This window comes from Paenibacillus sp. IHB B 3084, from assembly GCF_001447315.1.
Classification (GTDB): domain Bacteria; phylum Bacillota; class Bacilli; order Paenibacillales; family Paenibacillaceae; genus Paenibacillus.
Genome location: NZ_CP013203.1, coordinates 4,040,150 through 4,058,589, shown reverse-complemented (window position 1 = coordinate 4,058,589; position 18,440 = coordinate 4,040,150). Strand labels below are relative to the sequence as shown.

Annotated in this window: 16 protein-coding genes, 1 rRNA gene, 2 pseudogenes and 1 other annotated feature; all 19 genes and pseudogenes read right to left on the bottom strand. The window is 47.5% G+C overall.

The window, feature by feature from the left end; translation table 11 throughout:
• Window positions 1–33: 33 nt before the first annotated feature.
• A 16S ribosomal RNA gene (locus ASL14_RS19020) occupies window positions 34–1,591 on the bottom strand.
• Between the two features lie 554 nt (window positions 1,592–2,145).
• Window positions 2,146–3,756 (bottom strand): LysM peptidoglycan-binding domain-containing protein, encoded by a 1,611-nt coding sequence (locus ASL14_RS19015; protein WP_134913047.1) that lies wholly within the window; start codon window positions 3,754–3,756, stop codon window positions 2,146–2,148.
• A gap of 160 nt (window positions 3,757–3,916) precedes the next feature.
• Window positions 3,917–4,801 carry a branched-chain-amino-acid transaminase gene (gene ilvE, locus ASL14_RS19010; RefSeq protein ID WP_134913046.1) on the bottom strand — a complete coding sequence of 295 codons (885 nt, stop codon included), beginning with the start codon at window positions 4,799–4,801 and terminating at the stop codon, window positions 3,917–3,919.
• 18 nt (window positions 4,802–4,819) lie between these two features.
• Window positions 4,820–5,719, bottom strand: coding sequence for a prephenate dehydratase (gene pheA / locus ASL14_RS19005; protein WP_134913045.1), 900 nt, complete (start codon window positions 5,717–5,719; stop codon window positions 4,820–4,822).
• Window positions 5,716–6,684 (bottom strand): homoserine kinase, encoded by a 969-nt coding sequence (thrB, locus tag ASL14_RS19000; RefSeq protein ID WP_134913044.1) that lies wholly within the window; start codon window positions 6,682–6,684, stop codon window positions 5,716–5,718. Before thrB ends, pheA begins: the two co-directional genes overlap by 4 nt.
• A gap of 27 nt (window positions 6,685–6,711) precedes the next feature.
• Window positions 6,712–7,998 carry a homoserine dehydrogenase gene (locus ASL14_RS18995; RefSeq protein WP_134913043.1) on the bottom strand — a complete coding sequence of 429 codons (1,287 nt, stop codon included), beginning with the start codon at window positions 7,996–7,998 and terminating at the stop codon, window positions 6,712–6,714.
• A gap of 48 nt (window positions 7,999–8,046) precedes the next feature.
• The gene (locus ASL14_RS18990; protein ID WP_007431685.1) at window positions 8,047–8,484 is read right to left on the bottom strand and encodes an ACT domain-containing protein; all 438 of its coding nucleotides are present in this window, start codon (window positions 8,482–8,484) and stop codon (window positions 8,047–8,049) included.
• Window positions 8,485–8,642: 158 nt separating this feature from the next.
• A complete protein-coding gene (gene obgE, locus ASL14_RS18985) occupies window positions 8,643–9,953 on the bottom strand; it encodes a GTPase ObgE (RefSeq protein WP_134913042.1) in 1,311 nt (436 codons plus the stop codon).
• A gap of 13 nt (window positions 9,954–9,966) precedes the next feature.
• Window positions 9,967–10,704 carry a Spo0B domain-containing protein gene (locus tag ASL14_RS18980; protein ID WP_134913041.1) on the bottom strand — a complete coding sequence of 246 codons (738 nt, stop codon included), beginning with the start codon at window positions 10,702–10,704 and terminating at the stop codon, window positions 9,967–9,969.
• A 147-nt stretch (window positions 10,705–10,851) separates the two neighbouring features.
• Window positions 10,852–11,169, bottom strand: a complete 318-nt coding sequence (rpmA, locus tag ASL14_RS18975; RefSeq protein WP_014277581.1) for a 50S ribosomal protein L27 — start codon at window positions 11,167–11,169, stop codon at window positions 10,852–10,854.
• Between the two features lie 5 nt (window positions 11,170–11,174).
• Window positions 11,175–11,513, bottom strand: a complete 339-nt coding sequence (locus tag ASL14_RS18970) for a ribosomal-processing cysteine protease Prp (RefSeq protein WP_025682922.1) — start codon at window positions 11,511–11,513, stop codon at window positions 11,175–11,177.
• Between the two features lie 13 nt (window positions 11,514–11,526).
• On the bottom strand, window positions 11,527–11,838 hold the full coding sequence (gene rplU / locus ASL14_RS18965) for a 50S ribosomal protein L21 (protein WP_014277583.1): 312 nt from the start codon (window positions 11,836–11,838) through the stop codon (window positions 11,527–11,529).
• A 13-nt stretch (window positions 11,839–11,851) separates the two neighbouring features.
• Window positions 11,852–11,939 (bottom strand) — a sequence feature (ribosomal protein L21 leader region).
• Window positions 11,940–12,035: 96 nt separating this feature from the next.
• Window positions 12,036–13,219, bottom strand: a pseudogene (locus tag ASL14_RS18960) (Rne/Rng family ribonuclease).
• Window positions 13,220–13,279: 60 nt separating this feature from the next.
• Window positions 13,280–14,157: pseudogene (locus ASL14_RS18955) on the bottom strand (M50 family metallopeptidase).
• Window positions 14,150–14,989, bottom strand: coding sequence for a M23 family metallopeptidase (locus tag ASL14_RS18950; protein WP_134913040.1), 840 nt, complete (start codon window positions 14,987–14,989; stop codon window positions 14,150–14,152). The pseudogene ASL14_RS18955 and the gene ASL14_RS18950 overlap by 8 nt, the downstream one beginning before the upstream one ends.
• Window positions 14,990–15,501: 512 nt before the next feature.
• Entirely contained in the window at window positions 15,502–16,299 is a 798-nt protein-coding gene (gene minD / locus ASL14_RS18945) for a septum site-determining protein MinD (RefSeq protein WP_013311596.1), read from the bottom strand.
• A gap of 3 nt (window positions 16,300–16,302) precedes the next feature.
• Window positions 16,303–16,965, bottom strand: coding sequence for a septum site-determining protein MinC (gene minC / locus ASL14_RS18940; RefSeq protein ID WP_134913039.1), 663 nt, complete (start codon window positions 16,963–16,965; stop codon window positions 16,303–16,305).
• 82 nt (window positions 16,966–17,047) lie between these two features.
• The gene (mreD, locus tag ASL14_RS18935; RefSeq protein WP_134913038.1) at window positions 17,048–17,578 is read right to left on the bottom strand and encodes a rod shape-determining protein MreD; all 531 of its coding nucleotides are present in this window, start codon (window positions 17,576–17,578) and stop codon (window positions 17,048–17,050) included.
• Window positions 17,578–18,405, bottom strand: a complete 828-nt coding sequence (mreC, locus tag ASL14_RS18930) for a rod shape-determining protein MreC (protein ID WP_327204664.1) — start codon at window positions 18,403–18,405, stop codon at window positions 17,578–17,580. Before mreC ends, mreD begins: the two co-directional genes overlap by 1 nt.
• Window positions 18,406–18,440: the final 35 nt, after the last annotated feature.

Sequence of the window (18,440 nt, the reverse complement as noted above, 5' to 3'; positions counted from 1 at the left end):
AATGTTTCCGTTGCAGGAAACGATTCTCCATAGAAAGGAGGTGATCCAGCCGCACCTTCCGATACGGCTACCTTGTTACGACTTCACCCCAATCATCTACCCCACCTTCGGCGGCTGGCTCCCTTGCGGGTTACCCCACCGACTTCGGGTGTTGTAAACTCTCGTGGTGTGACGGGCGGTGTGTACAAGACCCGGGAACGTATTCACCGCGGCATGCTGATCCGCGATTACTAGCAATTCCGACTTCATGCAGGCGAGTTGCAGCCTGCAATCCGAACTGAGACCGGCTTTTCTAGGATTCGCTCCAGATCGCTCTTTCGCTTCCCGTTGTACCGGCCATTGTAGTACGTGTGTAGCCCAGGTCATAAGGGGCATGATGATTTGACGTCATCCCCACCTTCCTCCGGTTTGTCACCGGCAGTCTGCTTAGAGTGCCCAGCTTGACCTGCTGGCAACTAAGCATAAGGGTTGCGCTCGTTGCGGGACTTAACCCAACATCTCACGACACGAGCTGACGACAACCATGCACCACCTGTCTCCCCTGTCCCGAAGGAAAGGTCTATCTCTAGACCGATCAGGGGGATGTCAAGACCTGGTAAGGTTCTTCGCGTTGCTTCGAATTAAACCACATACTCCACTGCTTGTGCGGGTCCCCGTCAATTCCTTTGAGTTTCAGTCTTGCGACCGTACTCCCCAGGCGGAATGCTTAATGTGTTAACTTCGGCACCAAGGGTATCGAAACCCCTAACACCTAGCATTCATCGTTTACGGCGTGGACTACCAGGGTATCTAATCCTGTTTGCTCCCCACGCTTTCGCGCCTCAGCGTCAGTTACAGCCCAGAGAGTCGCCTTCGCCACTGGTGTTCCTCCACATATCTACGCATTTCACCGCTACACGTGGAATTCCACTCTCCTCTTCTGCACTCAAGCTCCCCAGTTTCCAGTGCGACCCGAAGTTGAGCCTCGGGATTAAACACCAGACTTAAAGAGCCGCCTGCGCGCGCTTTACGCCCAATAATTCCGGACAACGCTTGCCCCCTACGTATTACCGCGGCTGCTGGCACGTAGTTAGCCGGGGCTTTCTTCTCAGGTACCGTCACTCTTGTAGCAGTTACTCTACAAGACGTTCTTCCCTGGCAACAGAGCTTTACGATCCGAAAACCTTCATCACTCACGCGGCGTTGCTCCGTCAGGCTTTCGCCCATTGCGGAAGATTCCCTACTGCTGCCTCCCGTAGGAGTCTGGGCCGTGTCTCAGTCCCAGTGTGGCCGATCACCCTCTCAGGTCGGCTACGCATCGTCGCCTTGGTAGGCCATTACCCCACCAACTAGCTAATGCGCCGCAGGCCCATCCATCAGTGACAGATTGCTCCGTCTTTCCTCCCCTCCCCATGCAGGGAAAGGATGTATCCGGTATTAGCTACCGTTTCCGGTAGTTATCCCAGTCTGATAGGCAGGTTGCCTACGTGTTACTCACCCGTCCGCCGCTAGGTTGTTGTAGAAGCAAGCTTCTACAACAACCCCGCTCGACTTGCATGTATTAGGCACGCCGCCAGCGTTCGTCCTGAGCCAGGATCAAACTCTCCATTAAAGACCAACCGAAGTTGGTATATAGAAAGAGCGATATGCTCATTTTGAAACTGACGAGATAAAATATCTCTTTTACACTCCGATTTCATACAACCTTGCGGTGTGCACCGAAATCTTCGTGGCTGATTTTGCGAACAAAATCATGTACTCACTCGTTGTTCAGTTTTCAAAGATCAAACCTACATGATGTCTTACTTTTGCCTTACTTCGTTTCACCACCGCATCTCAGCGGCGACTTAAATAATATATCATGTTTTCCAAAGCTTTGCAACACTTTTTTTCAAGAGAATTTTTTAAACATTTTCATTCTGCTTTGTGTTGCTAACCATCTCAGAAAAGACAGCTATAAGAATATATCATATTATGCTTATACTTAGCAACACCTTTTTTTAATTGGTTTCCTGTACCCAAATTCGCTTGCTGCTAATCGAAAAAGAGACCGTCATTCCGTTTCTGAGGAATAACAGTCTCTCTATTTTATCATTTCACTCTTTTAGGCTACATAGGCTGATTTCACCTTCATAAAGGTTATCTCTACTTTTAAATTCCCTTTTGTCAGTCCTTAATCCAGGGATTTCTGCGAGAGCGGGAACTGCTGGCCGAAGAATGGGAAGCTGCCGCTACCGTCTTGTGGGACTTTTGATTTTTAGCAGTACCATTTTTACCCGAAACCTTGACTTTGGATGTCTCTTCTTTGGCCGTACTGCCCGAGGTGTCTTTTCCCTTGCCTTTACGCACGTTGCTATCTTTATGCTTGGCAGAAGCAGAATTAGCTTCGTTTTGGGTTCCGATATTCAGACTTTTTCCATCTCCCTGCGTTCCCGAGAATGCTGGTACTGACTTCACATTCCCCTCCCGGCAGCCACAGTCAGGCAAAAACATATAAGGGGTAGTATATCCCTCTAAAGGATACACAGGTGCATTCTCATGGGCGAACGAATGATGCGGTAGATTCGCCGACTGTTGCCCTTGTAGCTGGCTATAGTCGGATATATACCCACCTGTAGGTAGACCGTGATGAGGTGGTCCCCATTCATGTCCCCACTGACTACCTTGGACTGCGCTCTCAGGATGCTGCGGGTAACCTTGATGGATAAATGGAGGATAGACAGGATAGGATGCATTCTCAGCCGCTTCATAGCTTGGATGATACCCCGGGGATGTGCAGTCCGGATAAACAGGATATGGTGTCGGTTGGACATTTATAGGCGCTGTTTGTACAGGTCCCCAACTCCATGGGTGTTCACAGTCATGCTGATATCCCTGGTTAGGGGCTACGGAAGAAGACCATTGCTCTACAAAGGAAGTATTTACTGGAGCATTCTCCCATGGCTGGGCAGCCCCGATGCCCGGGTACCATGAGTTTGGTCCCGTACTTGCTGGTGAGTTGTAATCATGCGTCGGCTGTTGTACTGACCATTGGGAATTGGTCGCTACTGATTCCGAGTTCGTGCAACCGCAAAATTTTTCAGCTACAGGCTTTAGCTCAACATTTGCAGGCAACTGGGGCTTGGGCTGAACCGGTTGGTAAGCTACAGGTTGAGGTGGAGCAGGATTCACAGGTGCCACAGGCATAGGTACCTCGGGTAGCTTTAATTCGGGAAGCTTGGGAGGATTCACGGTTTCATTAGGCTGCGTCCACTGCTCGTTAGGCTTAGGCACGTTTTCCATATTCGGCTGAGTTAGTTGCTCTTTTGGTTGAGTGAGTTCTTCTTTTGGTTGGGTGAGTTGTTGTTTGTTTGACGGCTCTGCTGGTGACTCGGGCTTTGGTTGCGTCATCCCTTGTTTGGCTCCGGTATTTTTTTTGCCTGTAGCAGGACTGGATGATTCCCCTTTGTATTGAGGAATATTGACGGTTTCTCCGACCAGTAGAGCGTTCGGGTTTTTAAGTTGGGAATTGGCATCAATAATTAGCTTGAGCGGGACTCCCCATGCCTTGGACAACTTCCACAACGAATCACCCTGCTTGACTTTGTGCTGATAAACCGTTGATGGCTGTTCTTGCATCGCAACAGGGTCTGCCGGAATTTTGATTTTCTCGCCGATACTTAACTGATTCGGGTCAGCCAATTGGGGATTGGCCGCAATAACTTTTTCGAGTGACACATTATATTTCTGGGCAAGCAAGTACAGTGTGTCGCCTTTCTTGACGATGTGTATTTTCACAGGTCACAAACCTCCTAGACATTCGTTCGGGCAGGATAGGTAAACGCCCGGCTTCTGTTATTACATCCTATGCACTTCCCGGGCGAATGACCCCATACAAACAAAAAATCCTCTCAACCGGATTCCCTTGCGGGCATCCAGTCAAAAGGATCCACTATTTTTAGTCCTGCCACACTTTATAACCGTCTTGATCCACGATCTTGCGGAACTCGGCCAATAGCTCCAAAGTCACCGGACCCGCAACGCCGGAACCAATCGTACGACCATCTACTTCATAAGCAGCAATAACTTCTGCTGCAGTTCCCGTAAAGAACACCTCATCAGCGACATACACATCATGCAGCGTAAAAGGCTGTTCCTTGAGCACATAACCAAGCTCGGCGCACAAGTCGATAATAGCATTGCGCGTGATACCCTCAAGCGCTCCCAGATAGCAAGGCGGCGTATACAACACTCCGTTTTTGACGATAAAAATGTTGTCCGCGGAACCTTCCGTCACATAGCCTTGGGAATTTAGCATAATAGCCTCGCCCACACCAGCATAGTTAGACTGGATTTTCACCAGGATGTTGTTGAGGTAATTCAACGATTTGATTTTCGGATTCAAAGCATCTGGAATGTTGCGACGCTGAGAGACGGAAATCGTCTTAAGCCCGGTCAGATAAGCTTCCTCGGGGTAGATGGCGAGTTGCTCCACGATAATGATAATACTTGCCTTCGGACAGCGAAGAGGATCAAGCCCAAGATTTCCAGCACCACGCGATACAACCAGACGAATGTATCCATTACGCATCTCGTTAAGACGGATCGTTTCCGCCATCGCTTCCAGCATTTCATCAGGAGACAGCGGAATGTTTAACTGAATTGATTTTGCAGAATCGTACAGACGGTCCAAGTGCTCTTTGCATTTAAAAATATTACCATTGTAAATGCGAATACCTTCAAATATCCCGTCCCCGTACAAAAACCCATGATCATATACCGAAACCTTTGCATTTTCCTTAGTTACATGCTGTCCATCTAGATAAATCCATTGCTCTGCCATTAAGAACTGCACCTCCGATTATTGTTCTTCTAAAATAGGTTCGATCGCTGCTTCAACATACTTGTAGCTTGGATAGGAACCAAGGATACGCACATGACATCCCAAAGCCTCAATCTCTGCAAATGCTGCGGGAAGCAGGATGGAATCCAGAGATTCCAAAATTTCAATGTAAAAATAGTAGTTCCCCAGTTGCTTTTTAGTCGGGCGCGATTCAATCCGTGACAGATTCAACCTGCGCCACGCAAATGCAGATAATACCTGATGCAACGCCCCTGGAAAATCCTGCGGTGGTGTCACCAAAATACTGGTCCGTTGACCTTCAGGTTTACGCGGGAGGCTGATAGGCTGATGGCCGATCAGGACAAAGCGGGTAAAGTTATTATCGTGATCCGTCACCTTGCTGGCCAAAATATCCAATCCGTGCTTGGAAGCCGCAAGCTTGGTTCCCAAAGCAGTCCAGCCTTTGCCCGGGTTATGTTTAACAATTTCGACGGCTTCCGCCGTACTTCCTGCACTCTCCAGCTCAGCCTGAGCAGCCGTAGTCTGTATGAACTCCTTACACTGGGGAATCGCCACGGGATGAGACATAATTTTGACCACTTTGCTCAAATCCAGCTCGCCCCGGTCATTGGTAAATTCATTGCGATATCCAATGAGGTTTTGAATAGAAGGGTACACCCATTCCGCCTGCATCTGAATGTTCACTTCATGTACAAGCCAATCCATATGCAGACTTACAGAGCCATCAATTGTATTCTCAATCGGAATTACACTGTAGTCAGCCTTTCCCTTGTCCACAGCCTGAAATACATCTGCTATATACTTATAAAACAGCAATTCATAGGGCGTATCCCCTATCAGATAACGAATCGCTTCATGGGAAACGGTCCCCTCCGGAAGAAGTGCAATTCGTTTCATATCGTAATTTCCCCTTTAATCATGTCCATAAAAGGAATCTCTTTCTCATCAGTATATACTTTAACGCCTTCGCTCTCTGGGCGCAATTTTAAAATAGATGCAGTGATTCCTTCCTTGCTCATCGTTTCGGTTAAATACTGTTCCAGTTCCGCTCTCCGGTTCTCCCGGCGATCCGCCAATGCCAACAATGTCGGTCCGGCTCCGCTAAGAGCCACCCCCAAAGCACCATAATGATGTGCATTCTGCAAAATCTCTGTCATACCCGGCACAAGAGCCGCCCGATAAGGCTGGTGAAGCCGATCCTGCATCGCCTCGGCGATCAAATCGGTTCGGCCTGATGCCAATGCCGCTACGAGCATCGAAGCATGGCTCACATTGTATACGGCATCTTTCAAGGATACATGAGCGGGTAGAACCTCTCTGGCCTTGGAGGTAGACAATTGGAAATCCGGAATGACTACCAGAACCTCCAGATTTGCATCCGGCTCAAGCCGTAAATGCTTGGCATGTTTGCCATCCCACATCGCTGTAATAATGCCGCCAAACAAGGAGGCTCCCACATTGTCAGGATGCTTTTCAATAGCACTTGCCATGTCAAACAACTTGGAGTCTGACAAAGGTGAGCCAATCAGCGTATTTGCAGCCACAAGCGCACCCACAATGGCTGAAGCACTACTACCTAAACCGCGGGTAAGTGGAATATCCGAATACATCGAAATATCCAGCTCAGGAACTGATACCCCAGCCTCCCGAAAAACCATTTGTGCTACTTTATAAATCAGATTCGTTTTATCCTGGGAAATACCGTTCATTTCATCCCCGTATAAATGGAAAGCCGTCTGTCCGGCCTCTTTCAATTCAACCCATGCATACAAGGACAACGCCATGCCCAGTGTATCAAAACCGGGGCCTAAATTGGCGGTGCTTGCAGGCACACGCACTCTTGCAGTTTTCAAAACGGTCATACAGACAATTCCCCCTGCTTTTTTGAACTATCCCTCTACCCGATACACACTCTTGATACGGCGAATGACATCCAGAGATTCAAAATGCTCCAGAACCTTTTTCATACTTGCCTTACTGGCCAAATGGGTTACGATAATAATTTCAGCATCTGGATTGACCTCATTTGGTTGCTGCACCACAGATGCCAGACTGACGTCGAATTCAGCAAATACCTGTGTGATCTGCGCCAATACTCCGGCCTTATCATCTACATGCAGAAGTACGAAGTTTTTGAAATACACATCCTCGTCACTGCTGATTTTTTTAGGGTTATAGGGTACGATGGCCTTAAGCCCATTCACGCCGAGCTTCAGGTTCTTCACTACAGCCACCAGATCGGCCACAACCGATGTAGCTGTTGGCATTTCTCCTGCACCCGCACCGTAGAACATGGTTTCACCCACGGCTTCACCGTGTACATAAACTGCGTTGAATACCCCGTTCACCGAGGCCAAAGGATGCTGCTTGCGTACCATCGTCGGCTGAACATTGATCGTAAATTCATCACCCTGACGCTCCGCAATGCCAAGCAGCTTCATTTCATAGCCCAGTGTTTTGGCAAAAGCGATATCTTCACTGGATACCTTTGTAATACCAGTAACGCTTACGTCCTTAAGCTCTACATCCGAACGGAAGCCGAGCGTACCGAGGATAGCCATTTTACGGGCAGCATCCAGTCCCTCCACGTCTGAAGTCGGATCAGTTTCCGCGTATCCAAGCTCCTGCGCTTCCTTGAGAACTTCCTCGTAAGAAGCCCCCTCCTGACTCATTTTGGTTAAAATGAAATTGGTTGTACCGTTCACAATCCCCATAATGCGAGTAATGCGATCGGAGGAGAAGCCTTCAATCAGCGTACGAATAATCGGAATACCGCCCGCTACACTTGCTTCATAAAAAATATCACACTGCTTTTCCTGCGCCTTCGCTAGTACTTCAGAGCCGTGCAGAGCCATTAAGTCCTTGTTCGCTGTTACGATATGCTTGCCGCGCTCCAGCGCTTCCAGAATGTACTTCTTCGTCTGATCCACGCCACCCATGACTTCGATAATAACATCAATCTCTGGATCACGGATGACCTCCCACGGGTCCTCTGTAAGCTTGGCGGGATCGACTTCAATGGAACGATATTTCTCTATATTTTTAACAGCTATTTTTTCAATAATGATCGGCGAACCGACTTGTCTGCTCAAATCTTCCTGATTTCCTTCCACGATTCGAACGACTCCCGTTCCTACCGTTCCTAATCCTAACAATCCTACTTTGACCGGTTTCATCCATTCCCCTCCTGCTAACTTATATCTAATGAGCTTGCTTTATAGCTCTTAGCCTTGCCCGATCAGGCGAACGCGCTTCACACCGGAGATGGTTTCCAGACCCTCCAGCAGAACCCCAAGCTCTTCACTAAGTCTGGACATTTCTACCGAAATGACTACGTTAGCTCTGCCTTGAAGCGGAATGCTCTGCTGGATCGTTAGCACATTGCCTCCGTAATCTGCCACCCTGCCAAGTACTCTGGACAGCATGCCGGATTGATGCTCCAAATCAATGGAGATATTGACAATTCGCTCACGCTCCAGTTGGTTGACCAAATGAATGCCATCCTTATATTTATAAAAGGCGCTTCGACTTAGCCCAACTTGCTCCACGGCGTCATGCACGGTTTTAACATCTCCCGAAGCAAGCAGCAGCTTAACCTGGATCGTCTTAACGATAGCTTCAGGCAAAATATCTTCCCGTACCAAGTAATAGCGCTCTTTCACGAACGTCCTCTCCTCAAAGACTTATGTTTTTATATAGAGGACATTATATCGAAACTCCTGACAATCGGCAAGCTAACGGTACAAAAAAACGGCTACTGCCGTCTATAGAGTTTCCTATAGCGTAGTAACCGTCCATACTTCAGACAAGTATTTCATTTTTAGTAATAGCTGCTGCCTTCCACGAATTCAAACTCGAAATCGGCAATGCGTACAGGCGTTCCATCAACAGCACCACGCTTGCGCAGCTCAGCATCCACACCCATGTGGCGCAATGTTCTTGCTAACTTTAAAATCGCATCGTGCGAATTCAGCTGCATACGCTTCATCATGCGCTCGATTTTGACACTGTGCACCACGAATGTATCGTTTTCACGTACAATGGTGAAACCTTCATCCTCTGCCTTATCCAGCTTAAACACCTTACGTTCATTCACTTCCGCTACTTCCTCAACAACTGGCTCGTCCGGTATTTGATCCAACAGATCAGCAGCCCGATAGAGCAGTTCCTTTACGCCTTGACGTGTCAACGAGGAAATGGGCATAATTTCGAGATCTGGACGAACAGAAGCGATTTGTTCCTTGAATTGAGCCAGATTTTCTTCCGATTCCGGCATATCCATTTTATTCGCCGCCACAATTTGTGGACGCTCGGCTAATGCCGCGTTATATTGCTTTAATTCGTCGTTAATTTTAGTCCAATCCTCAAACGGATCACGACCCTCGGAGCCCGCCATATCCACGACGTGGATAATGATACGTGTCCGTTCGATGTGCCGCAGGAATTCATGTCCCAGTCCTATGCCTTCATGAGCTCCTTCAATCAATCCAGGCAGATCGGCCATAACAAAGTTACGATGGTCGCCTACATCCACAACACCCAAATTAGGCGTAATCGTTGTAAAATGGTAGGCACCAATCTTCGGTTTTGCGGAAGATACTACCGACAGCAATGTGGACTTCCCTACGCTAGGAAAACCAACCAGGCCTACGTCAGCCATTACTTTAAGCTCAAGGGTAATATAACGTTCCTGTCCCTCTCCGCCGTTCTCAGCCAGCTCAGGCGCTGGATTGTTTGGTGTGGCAAAACGGATATTTCCGCGCCCCCCACGTCCGCCTTTGGCCACGATGACCTGCTGACCATGACGTGTCATATCTGCCACTACTTCACCCGTATCATCATCCATGATGACTGTACCCGGAGGTATGCGTACGATCATATGATCCGCATTGGCTCCATGCTGGCTTTTGTTGCGGCCTTTTTCTCCACGTTTAGCTTTAAAATGCCGCTGGTACCGAAAATCCATTAGGGTACGCAAGCCTTCATCGACGCGGAAGATCACGTCTCCACCGTTACCTCCATCACCGCCACCAGGGCCGCCTTCAGGAACGTATTTCTCACGGCGAAACGCAATCAGCCCGTCTCCACCGTCGCCGCCCTTAACAAAAATCTTCGCTTTATCTACAAACATGGTTACACCTTCCTTATGTCTGACACTGCATCCGAATTTGAAGCATTTCTCCCGTAGGAAGCTTCTCTGTTCGAATGCGTTCACTTCCGTGTCCGGATCTGACCTGCTTTAACAAATTCAAATCAGCAGGTACGTCACTGCCTTCAAACCGGACGATAACATCATTCTCATCCATACCGAAATAAAGTGTTAATCTGCGCACTTCTCCCCAGGACGACCGGCCCCCGCCATATTGATACGCACGTACCGTTTCTATGACGGCCGAGGCAAGCGACTCGCCGTCTTCGGGAGACATGACAGCGTCCAACTTTAAGTGCTCCTCAACCTGAACCGACAACTGTAAATTTCCGGCGTTCACGCGAAAAGACTGCAAATAAAACACCAGCGAGGGAATACCCAGCTTGGATATTTTACTGTCCTCTGCTACCCGCCCTTTTATTGTTTCCACATAAGCAGCCGATTTATCATGCTTATTCATACGAATATAGCCATAAAGCACCTGCAAGTCATTCATCCAGTCATGCCGGTGATGATTGAGAGCTGCGATAGCTGTACGCTCCAAAGAACGCAAAGCAGCTTTCCGCTCAGCTTCAACCCGTCTCTGTATATACCACATGCTAAAACAGGCGGCAATAACAGACCACACGGCTAATATGATAATCGTTAGTGCTGCAGGATAGAGCAGTGAAAAAACCAAAGGAATCAGAATGGAACCCAACGCCAGATGAGGCGCTCTTATCCGCTGGAACATAGCTTCTCTCCGTTCTGCGATAATTAAAATGGATTAATAAAGAACCTTAATCCAGTATAGCACAGACTGACTTTCCAGTTCATTACCATCATACAAAAAAGCCTCCGACAAAATTGCCGGAGGCTTTTCAGCGTGTCTAAGCCGCTATTAAGCTTCTACAGTAGCTGCTACTGGAGCAACGTCGATCGGGTAGATGCTCACCTTTTTGCGATCACGGCCCCAACGTTCGAACTTCACAACGCCGTCCACTTTCGCGAACAGAGTGTCGTCCTTACCGATGCCCACGTTCGTGCCCGGGTGAATTTTCGTTCCGCGTTGACGAACCAGGATGCTACCGCCGGTAACTGCTTGACCGTCAGCACGTTTCACGCCAAGACGTTTCGATTGACTGTCACGTCCGTTTTTTGTGGAACCCACACCTTTTTTCGATGCGAATAATTGAAGATCCAATGTCAATTTCAACATGATGTCTACCTCCTTCTTTGTTTATTTTCTATTTGAATATACTTACCGTATGATTCAGCAATGCTTGTCAGCATAATTACCATGGATTCCAGCAACAGTTGTACCTGTGCGTTCGCCTCATGATGAATTTCAGGGGGAAGATACGCGCTCAAAAAGCCGTTTTCCATTTCCGATTCCATATCAACGTTTGTAAGAGCTCCAATCGAATTGACCGTGCCTACAGTTACCGCTGATACGCCAGCACATACGATATCCTCGCCAGATTTGGCGTAATTCGCATGACCTTTAATGGAAAATCCCTGTATGCTGCCATCCTCCAGTCGTGTAATACGCACGATAATCACTTATCGCACCCTCTTACGCTTGGATTTTTCCAATCGTCACTTTCGTGTACGGTTGACGATGACCTTGCTTCACATGGTAGTTCTTTTTAGGTTTGTATTTGTATACAATGACCTTTTGGCCTTGACCATGTTTCTCAACTGTAGCTGTTACAGTAGCTCCGGAAAGAAGCGGTGTACCTGTAGTCAAGCCATTGTCGCTAGATACTGCCAGAACACGGTTGAACGTTACAGTTTCACCATCGGTAGCTTCCAACTTCTCGATGAACAATACATCGCCCTCTTGAACTTTGTATTGCTTACCACCTGTTTCAATAATTGCGTACATTTGCTTGCACCTCCTTATGTCTCAGACTCGCCTAATCGCAGGTGACAACTTCCCTGAGGATGCTGTACTTCAGTACCTGATTGGAGCGGTTACAGCATGTGCAGCCAATCTTACGCATGACACATACTAAAAGATTGTAGCATAAGCTTCGTCCACATTCAACCTCTAGTTTAAAATGATTTTGGAAACGCAGTGCCTTATAAAATCGTCTTTTCCTCGCGTACCTTTTTTCGAGTCATCTCCAGAAGTCCTAGCCGTGTCCAGCCAACGACATATGATTTGGTTCGGTCTTTTTTCAGCCTAGACTCCAGCACAGAGGACACTTCACGTCGGTTCTCCTCTTGTTCCATGTCAATAAAATCAATAATGATAATGCCCCCGATATCACGCACACGCACCAGTCGGGCAATCTCTTCAGCCGCTTCGACGTTAGTCCGAGTCACCGTCTCTTCCAGATTGCTACCCCCGTAAATTTCCCTGTGTTCACATCAATGACGGTTAGTGCCTCAGTATGGTCAATGACGATATATCCGCCGCCCTGGAGCCATACTTTTCGCGCAAAATCACGTTCCAGTTGCTCATGGATGCCATAGGCTTTAAATATGGTCTCTTCTGCACCACGAAATATGCTCACATGAGCCTTCTCCGGACTGATCTGACGCAGTAATATTTCCGCTTCCTTGGCCTGCTCCTCACTGTCAATAACCATCTCATCCTGCTCCGGTGTAAACACATCCCGAATCAGACGCTGTACGATGCTCAAATCCCGGTGCAGCTCACATGGAGCCGAGTGTTCAGCAGCTTTACACTGAATGACTTCCCATTGCTGACGCAACTGGTTCAGGTCATTTTCAATCGCTTCTCTGCTCATTTCCTCCGAAACTGTACGGATAATGACTCCTTCTTCACCTGTTCGAAGCTGCTCTCCCATCGCTTTCAGACGAGCCCGTTCTCCCTCACGCTCGATCTTTTTGGATACAGCCACATAATCGGCGCGAGGCATGTATACGATCCAGCGACCCGGAAGTGAAAAATGAGTGGTTACTCTGGCCCCTTTGCTACCCACGGCCTCTTTCAACACCTGCACTACAATTTCCTGCCCCACCTTCAACAGCTCGGAAATGGAGGGCTTTACCTCAGGTTGCTTGTCCAAATGGGCGTGAAGTACGTCATCCACATATAAAAAGGCATTCTTTCGCTGTCCAATGTCAACAAAGGCGGCTTGCATTCCCGGCAGTACATTGACGACTCTGGCTTTGAAAAAGGAACCAAGAATTCCCCGCTTTCGCGGCAATTCAGCTGCATATTCTACCAATCGTCCCTCTTCCAGCAGTGCCATTTGGGTCATCTGCTGCTGGCATTGTACAATCATTTGCTTCATGGTTTTTCAACCTCTCTGGATACAGCCTCTTTCCTCAACTCATAAAAAACTGCTACTTTTCTATTTAGGTTTGGATTTTCCGCCATCCGGCGGGCGCGCTGCAAAATAAGAGCGAATAAGGCGTTGCTCTGGCAATACCGCTACAATCCGTCCCTGCTCATTCATGACATAAACCATATGGTATCGGTCCCTTTTGAAAAGACGCAAAACAGGCTCCAAATGTTTCAAAGGCAAGGATACAATTGGCAAGGCAATACTTCCCTTAGCTGCCTCCCGGTAAAAGAGCTCGTCCCTTCCCAGCAAAAAACGTATAAAACGATAAGGGATATTCCGATAATCCACAATATTAGAATAAAGCAAAAAAATCCCTACCGCCAGCAGATTTAAATGCACAGGTCCATTTTGCCTTAATAACGGCGAAATACCATAGATACAAAATAGCAGGCTGGTCACGATGCTAGCTCGAAAAGTCCAAACAAGAGTACGGTGATACGGGATGGATAAGCTCATCAGCGCCTGCATTATTTTTCCGCCGTCCAGTGGTAAAATCGGGAGCAGATTAAACAGTGCAATGACCGCATTTCCCTGAATCATATAATTTATATATTCATGCTCCCCCCGCTCACATTTCTGAGCAATAGAAGGATGACAATCATAATTCCGTTTTGCAGAGGGCCAGCCAGCGCAATGACAATCTCCTTCCACGCGTTGAGCTTTCCCTGATCGTCAATGACGGCCACTCCTCCAAAGGGTAGCATCTGTATGGTCAGCACCCGCGCCCCCAACAACGTGGCTGCTGTTGCATGCCCCAATTCATGAATGAACACCAGCGTAAACAAAGTCATGATCTCGATAAAATGTCCTGTCAACACAGAGGTTAGCATCACCAGTACAAACAGTGGATGCAGAGACAAAGTCACGCCCCGGACATTAATCAAGGGCTACCACTTCCGCCGGATCAATATACTGACTTCCTCTCTGCACCGCAAAAAACAGAGTCGCTGCCTCACTGCCACTATGGCCTGCTGGTAGCACACCGACCTCGTCCCCCTCCTGGACCCAATCGTTCACCTTTAAGGTAGAGCGGGATAGACGTCCGTACGTTACCGTGATACCGCCAGTGTGACGAATCGTAATTGTAATTCCACTTTCTGGGTGATTGAATATGTCCAGCACACGTCCAGCATCTATACTTTTGACAGCGATTGCCCCATTACCAGCAGCTTTGGGTGCAATTTCCACTCCTTTGAGGCTTAGCGCAAATGGCTGTGTTATATTCCCTTGAATTGGCGGAGTGCCCTTGCGGACTGCGTTCACCTTGTGTGTTTCAGGCTCCTCTCCAAAGATCGGTAAAAAGGATGGGGTCCCATCAAAATAAGTTTCATACCATTGTCCGGCGGCTGCAAAATCCATATCCTTATTTAAGGCATCCGCGATAAACATTCTCAAATTGACCGCATAGGGAACATCCCAGCGAAATAATCCCCACACCAGTCCAAACAGCACAGTAGCAAACACAGACCTGCGCCAAAAAGAAACCCAAAAAGACGGACCCCGGTTCTCCCCAAAAGATTGCTGCCAGCGTTGTCGTTCATTTTTCCATTCGGTTTCCGGGTCTCTGGGCCGGATCACTGCTGGCATCGGCTTCATTTCCCTGTTCCCGTGCCTGTCCTGATGCATGCCTGAGGAATATTCTTCAGCTTTGTTTCTCGCGATCAGCTGCTGTATGCGTTCTTCTCTGCGCTGCTTGATTCCGGAGTTTTTATTCATCCTGTTTCAGCCCCCCAGCGAGGTATGTTTGGTACATCTTATGAGGACGGGCTTCAACTTATGTTGTTCGGTTCGGGATTACGTATCTGAAAATGAAAAAAACCGGCGCAAGCGCACCGGATGTGATTGAATATATAACAGCTATGTAGTGAGCCTTATATTAAGAACTAGGAATTATAGAAGTTAAAAAGACAAGCCAAAAACACTTAAATAAGTTTATTACTTATTTAAGTGTTCGTAATTAAGATGAAAGGACTAAGAAGTTTTAAAAAAGCCTGCAATTCTTCGTACGTATCTTTCCTCTACATCCATTCTCTTACTTAAAAACAGTTTAGGAATTTGCGCAGGCAGTAGCGAAGCGGGTGATTTGAATCTGAAGAAATGAAGCGTTCGCCTTTGCCATGGGATTCTTACCACTAAATGTTTTACAAATAAAAGAATCCCGTGGCAACAGCGATCGTAAGATCAAATTACACGCGGAGCCGTCTACCAGCCATAACTCACTGTTTTCTTCATCCACCCATACCAAAAAATTTCTTAAACCGTGTCATCACGCTTTTCTTTTGATCCAGTTGCATGAGTGGTACTGTATCACCCAGAATCCGTCTAGCAATGTTACGGTAGGCAATCGCTGCCTGTGAATCCGGATTCATGACGGTAGGCTCTCCTGTATTGGCTGCCTTGATTACCATTTCATCGTCCGGCACAATCCCGATAAGGTCTATGCTAAGCACTTGTAAAATGCCGTCAATATCCAGCATATCCCCGGATTTGACCATGCTGTTGCGGATACGATTAACCACCAGTTTTGGTGAAATCACATGCGAGCTTTCCAGCAATCCGATAACCCGGTCAGCATCGCGCACAGCAGCATTTTCCGGTGTCGTTACGACAATCGCCTGATCCGCTCCAGCAATAGCATTTTTGAAGCCCTGCTCAATACCCGCAGGACAATCAATCAATATATATTCAAAATCCTTTTTAAGCTCCAAAATAATATCCTTAACCTGCTCCGGCGTTACGGCACTCTTGTCCTTGGTTTGAGCAGCAGGCAGCATATACAGCTCCTCAAAGCGCTTATCCTTGACCAAAGCCTGATTTAAACGGCAACGACCTTCCGCTACATCGACCAGATCATAAATAATCCGGTTTTCCAAACCCATAACAACATCCAGATTACGCAAGCCTATATCCGTATCCACTAAGCACACCTTTTTGCCGAGCAGTGCCAGCGCTGTTCCTATATTGGCTGACGTCGTCGTTTTGCCGACGCCGCCTTTTCCTGAAGTGACGACGATAGCCTCTCCCATGTGCTACACCCCTTTGAACACGTTAAAATCGCGGCCCAGACGCACAATATTACTCATTTTATCTATTTGCATGGCGCCGTCCTTGAGATACGCAAATTCCATTCCGGATTCACGCGTCTCCCATTCATCGGGCGGACGACTGATCATTTCGGAAATTCGCAGCTGTGTTGGTGCAAAATAAGAGGCCGCGATAATTGCCTCGCCATTTCCCTCCATCCCCGCATGCGCCATACCCCGCAGGGCACCGAGCACGTAGATATCACCAGTACACGTTATAATCCCACCGGGGTTCACATCTCCCAAAAAGAGTAAATTCCCGTTATGATGAAGCACCTGGCCAGAACGGATAATCCCTGTCACGGTGTGAATGGGAGCTTTTCCCTGCACCTCCGAAGGCAGTCCGGGCGATTCGACGGACCGTATGAGCAGATTCCCCTTCTGTCTCAAAATATCCAGAATACTTTCCTTTTGTTCCTCCGTCACTTCCCGGCTTCCCAGCTTAATATCCACATGAATAATCGGTCCGGTTAAAATATTTTGATGACTGTGCTCCAGCTTGAAACGCAGCTCGCCCAGCAAATCCTCAAACTCACATTGATCGTCCAGAAGGAATACCAGGCCGTCTTTGATGCCTTTAATCGTGACATGATTCGATTTCACCGCCATTAGCCTGTCCCTCCTATCTCAATCATTTCGTCCCCGGAACGTGAAATCCCTGCTAACCCGGACAAAATGTGTGTAAAAAGACCTAGACTTTCTCTTCCTTTTTCACACGAATACCCAAACGCTGCAATTGCTTGCGAACGGGGACGTAAATGATGAGGGCGAACAGAAAATGGATAAATAAATCAGGGATCATATATTGAGCCAACGCCCAGTCGAAAGTCTGATGGTTCAACTGGAACAGATGATCAATGGCAAAAAGCATCGAATCCAGCAGAAAACTGCCGATCAGCACAGCTCCCATCATAATAGGCATCGGCGCACGTCGAGCTGTAAATACCAGTCCCAGCAAATAAGCCGACAATCCCATTGCAAAAGAGTAAGGTCCGATAATAAACCCGTAATACACAACGTCATGAATAAGTCCAAGAACAATTCCCAGTACCAATGCCGTATGGCGACTATAATACACGGATACAAACAAAATGACGACATACACGAGATTCGGAACCATTCTTGGATGCCAACTATCCGGAAGAAGCCACGGAAGAATCGTTCCTTCAGCTATAAACAGTACAAACAGCAGCAGTATTAAAACCTGACCGCGTATCTTCATTATTCCGGTACCTCAGGAGTGTAAAGAACGAGCAATTCTTTCCAATCCACGAAGCTGGCTGCGGGTTTGATAATCGCTGTACGTGTTTGTCCGAACTCGCCAACCTGGATTTTTTCTACCGTACCGATCAACAGATTTTTACGGAACTTCCCGCCTGCTCCAGACGTAATAATCTGATCACCTTTTGCGATTGGATCATTTTCCTCAATGCGAGTCATTTGAAATCTGTTCGTAGCCGGATCATAGCTTTCAATCATACCGAACGAATTATTTTCCTTGCCCAGTGCTGTCGCTGCGATAGCATAAGAATTTGGATTTTTAGGGTCTAATGTAGTCAATAGCGTAACCGTAGAAGTGAAGTTCGCTGTGCGACTAATAACCCCCACAAACCCTTCAAGTGATCTGACTTCCTGACCAACCTTGGCCCCGTCCTTTTCACCAATATCAATGACAAGCGTTTTGGAATCATTACTGACGCTATTTACCTGTGCAATACGATAATCATATTGATTTTTGGACTTTTGCGTTTGGGTGAATTTCAGTTCTTGCTCAAGTCTGGCGTTTGTCTCTTTCAAGTTAGAAGTCTGAATCTGCTCAGCGGTTAACTGCGCTACGGCAATTTTCAACCGTTCATTTTCACTATAAATGCTCCGCATATTCCCGATATCTTCAAAGAAGCCCGCTATTGCTGAAGCGGGCCTGTAGAAGATACCTTGCACAAAGCCAATTGAATCTCTGGCGAACTTTTCCGGCCAGGTTAAGGAATTTCTCTGTCCAAGTGTGATCCCCATAAGGGCAATAAACAGAACGATTCCGATCAATAGAATAAATAGTCTTTTATTGCCGAACAGCTTAAACAGTT